General features: G+C 68.3%; 3 protein-coding genes. 2 read left to right on the top strand and 1 reads right to left on the bottom strand.

Translation table 11 applies throughout. The features are described 5' to 3' along the window. Together VGT06_11385 and VGT06_11380 are read left to right on the top strand one after the other, a co-directional pair. A partial coding sequence (locus VGT06_11385) for an enediyne biosynthesis protein UnbU (protein HEV8663725.1) occupies positions 1-308 on the top strand: 308 nt, incomplete at its 5' end. Between the two features lie 10 nt (positions 309-318). Beyond that, on the top strand, positions 319-3,540 hold the full coding sequence (locus VGT06_11380; protein HEV8663724.1) for an efflux RND transporter permease subunit: 3,222 nt from the start codon (positions 319-321) through the stop codon (positions 3,538-3,540). Between the two features lie 29 nt (positions 3,541-3,569). Here the strand turns inward: VGT06_11380 and VGT06_11375 are convergent. Next, a partial coding sequence (locus tag VGT06_11375; GenBank protein ID HEV8663723.1) for a hypothetical protein occupies positions 3,570-4,402 on the bottom strand: 833 nt, incomplete at its 5' end.

The following is a 4,402-nucleotide window of genomic DNA, read 5'->3' as shown; positions in this document are numbered from 1 at the left end:
TCCTCCTCTTCACCTTCTACATGGTCCCCGATCCCGGCACCACGCCCTCCGCGCCCCGCCGGCAGGCCCTCTTCGGCGCCAGCGTGGCCGCGGCCTACGGCCTTCTCCTCTCCCTCCACGTCACCTTTGCTCCCTTCTTCGGTCTCTGCCTGGTCTGCGGAGTCCGGGGAATCGCCCTCCACCTCGCCCCCTACCGGGAGGCGAACCGCCGGGCCGCCGCCCCCTCGGCCGCCCCCGCCCTGGCCGCCGCCACGCCCGACGAGGTCCCCGCCAGCGTGGCCAGCGCCCCGGCGCGCGACGGGGCGTGACACCCGCCAGATGACCACGAAAGCTCAGGGCTCGCCGCCCCCTCCCACGGAACCACCTTCCGGGTTCGGCGGCTCCCTCGTCCGCTACTACCGGCTCTACATCCTGGTCGTCCTGGCCATCCTGGCCCACGGGATCACCTCCTTCATCCTCCTCCCCCGCACCGAAGACCCGGAGTTCGACTCCACGGAGTCGCGGATCATCACCCTGTACCCGGGCGTGGAGGCGCGGGAGGTGGAGACCCAGGTGACCCGGCGCCTGGAGGATGCCATCGACGAGCTGGAGGGCATCCGCACCATCGAGTCCACGTCCTACGCCGGCCTGTCCCTGATCAAGATCCGGATCTCCGACGACGCGGTCCCCACGGACGTCGTGAAGGACATCCGGGAGAAGGTCCGCGACTCGACCAAGGACCTGCCCCAGGGGGTGAAGGAGCCGATCGTCATCGTCCTCAACACCGCCTTCATCCCCGTGAGCATCGTGTCCCTCACCGGGCCCCCCGACTACCGGCTTCTCGAGGACTGGTCCGAGACCCTCCGCAAGACCCTGGCCCTGGTCGAGGACGTGGCGGCCGTCCAGGTAGAGGGCCTGCCCGAGCGCCAGCTCCTGGTGAACGTCGACAACGAGCGCCTCTCCCAGGTCCGGATCCCGCTGACCCGGATGCGCGACGTCCTCACCCTGGAGAACGCCGGCATCCCGGCGGGCAAACTCGACGTGGGGACCCGGCGGTACCTCCTCCGCACTCCCAACGAGTTCGACACTCCGGAATCCGTCGGCAGCACCGTGATCGGGGCCGTCGGCGATTCGGTGATCCACCTGCGGGACGTGGCGGAGGTCAGCGAGGGGTTCGAGGACTTCCGCTACATCGTCCGCACCGACCGCAAGCCCGCCGTGCTCCTCACGGTCCGCAAGAAGGAGAAGACCAACACGATCTGGGTGTCGGAGCGGGTGCGGGAGAAGGTCGACGAGATGCGGAAGATCCTCCCCCCGGGCATGGAGGTGATGACCATCAACGACCGCGGCCAGAGCGTGGCCCAGCTCCTGGGCGACCTGGGGAGCAACGCCTGGAGCGGAGGCCTGCTGGTCATCTGTTCGGTATGGTTCTTCCTGGGGCTGCGCCAGGCCCTCGTGGTGTCCGTGTCCATCCCGCTCTCGGTCCTCATCACGTTCAGCATCATGTACGCCACCTCCATCGACCTCCACCAGATGTCGATCTTCGGCCTGGTCCTGGCCCTGGGCCTGGTGGTGGACGCCAGCCTGGTCGTGGTGGAGGCCGTCGAGGGCAAGCTGGAGGAGGGGGAGTCGCTGGTCAGCGCGGTGTCCAAGGGCGTCGGCGAGGTCGCCTGGCCCATAGCCTCCGCCACCTTCACCACCATCGCCGCCTTCCTGCCCATGCTCTACCTCACCGGGATCATCGGCGACTTCCTGTTCAGCATGCCGGTGGCGGTCGTCTACTCGCTCCTGGCCTCCCTGTTCGTGGCCGTCACCGTGGTGCCGCTGCTGTGCTACGCGATGTGGAAGCGCTGGCCGGAGTCCCACCACGGGAAGAAGGACGGGGGGGAGGACAGACAGTCCCGCCTCCTCGACTTCTACACCGGCATCGCCAAGTTCTCCCTGCGCCACAAGTTCCTGACCCTGGGCCCCGCCGTGCTGGCCTTCATCATCGCCCTCTGGGCCATCCCCAAGCTCGGGATCGAGTATTTCCCCAAGGCGGACAAGAAGCTGTTCCTCATCCACGTCAGGCTCCCCACCGACGCCAACATCGACACCACGGACGGGGTGGTGCGCCAGGTGGAGGACCTCCTGGGCAAGGAAGAGCAGATCCGCGACTTCACCGCCAACATCGGCCGGGGAAGCCCCCGCGTCTACTACAGCGAGGAGCCGGAGGACGAGAACCCCAGTTACGCCCAGCTCGTGGTGAACCTCAAGGACTCCTTCGAGGGGTCGACTGATGCCTACGTGGACGGGCTCCAGGAGCGCCTGCGCCAGGTCTCGGGTGCCACCGTCCAGACCAAGGTCCTGCAACAAGGACCCCAGGCCGGCGCCGCCATCCAGATCCGCATCGCGGGGGACGACCTCCAGGTCCTGGCGGACCTGGCCCGGCAGGTGAAGGATCGGATCCAGGACGTGCCCGGCGTGGTGGACCTGCGGGACACCCTGGGCGACCGGATCCCCCGCCTCTCCATGAAGTTCGACCGGGAGAAGGCCGGCCGCCTCGGCGTGGACACCCTCTCCTTCGCCCGCACGCTGCTCATGGCCCTCAACGGCGAGACGGCCAGCACGTTCCGCGGCGCCAAGGAGGAGATGCCCCTGGTGGTCCGCGTCAAGAAGGGCACCTTCAAGGAGATCTCGGACCTCACCCGGCTCTACGTGCCTTCACAGACCGGCGCCATGGTGCCCTTCGGCGAGGTGGCCGAGGTGCGCCAGGAGCAGGACTTCGCCCGGATCGGCCGCCGCGACGGCCGCCGCAGCGTGATCGTCCAGGCAGACGTGAGCGGGAGGCTCGTGATCGACGCCGTGCGGGACGTGCGGGAGCGCCTGCAGGGCCCGGCGCAGGCCAAGCCCTCGCCGGGCCTGGTCGATCGCGTGAAGGGGCTCCTCGGTCTGGGCACCCCGGCGCGTGCCCCCGCCCGTGCCGGCCTCTCGCTGCCCCTCGGCTACGACCTGACCCTGGGCGGCGAGAGCGAGGAGCGGGACGAGGCCTTCGCCGCACTGGGGCGAGCCATGATCGTGGGCTTCCTGCTCATCTATGCCATCCTGGCCCTCGAGTTCAACTCCTTCGTCCAGCCCATCGTCATCATCCTCACCATCCCCCTGGGGGTCGTGGGGTCGGTGCTGGGGCTGTGGGTGATGGGATACCCCTTCGGCTTCATGGCCTTCATCGGGATAGTGGGCCAGAGCGGGGTAGTGATCACCGACGCCATCGTGCTGTGCGACTACGCCAACTACCTCCAGAGGGAGGGGGGCAAGGGGATGTACGAGTCCCTGCTCCTGGCGGGACGCCGGCGCATGCGCCCGGTGATCCTCACCAGCGTGACGGACGTGGTGGGGCTGATCCCGCCCATGATCTGGGGGGGCAGCCTGTGGGCTCCCCTCTCCACGGCCATGGCCTGGGGCCTCGGCACCTCGACCATCCTCGTCCTGCTGATCCTGCCCTGCATGTACGCCGTCCTCGTGCGCCCGCGGGAGGGCCGCCGGAAGCTCCGCCTGCTCTCGCGCCTCGTCGGCCGGTAGGGCCGGCGTGCGCGAAGAATGGAGCCCGCCTATCTGTCCTTGTCCCCCAGGCGGAAGAGCAACCGGCGCGTGGTGGCGAGGAAGACCAGGGCCAGAAAGGCCTGGAAGAACCCGCTGGGCAACACGTGCTCGATGAGGGCCTCCCACGGTCCCCGAGGCGTGGCCCCCGGCACCAGGTGGGTGTACGTACCCACTCCGATCAGTATGACGCCGGTCGCCACCACGCTGAAGAGGACCCCGCCGAAGACGGTGGTGAGGCCGAAAGCCGCCTTGCCCTGCAGCTTCGCGTACTGGACGAAGGTGGAGTCGACGTTCCTCTGGAGGCGGTACATGAGGCCGCTGAACGTCTGAAGGGCCTGCTCCCAGGAGATCATCTCGGTGTCCGAGAAGGTGTCCTGAAGGCGCTTCCGCAGGCGCTTGCGGGCGCGCTTCCCCGCCCCCCTGAGGTACTTCCGGTACTCGCGGTAGTGGTCGATGGTGGGATCCAGCCGGAGGGCGATCGTGTCCGCCAGCATCGACACGCGGATCATCCGGAGCGTGTTGATGTTCATCGGCACGTTGTACTCCCGGGCGAGCTTCAGGAAGCCGATCCACAGGTTCGCAGTGGTCCTCTCGTACCAGGGGGAATGGCGGCTCTTGATCGCGTACAGGTCCTGCCAGAAGACGGACTCCAGCTTCTTGGCGAAGACGTCGACGTCGATGGGCGGGAGGGGCTCCATCAGCGCCATGGCGGCCTGCGTCATCATCCCCACGTCCTCCTGGCTCTGGGCGTAGAGGATCCGTCTCCAGATGACGCGCTCCTGGGCCGTGAAGGCGCCGCTGGCCCCGAAGTCGATCAGCACCAGCTGGTTGTTCGGCCGCA

This window comes from Candidatus Methylomirabilis sp. (genome assembly GCA_036000645.1).
GTDB lineage: Bacteria > Methylomirabilota > Methylomirabilia > Methylomirabilales > JACPAU01 > JACPAU01.
Note: the sequence above shows the minus strand (reverse complement) of the source record. Positions and strands in the feature narration are given on the sequence as shown.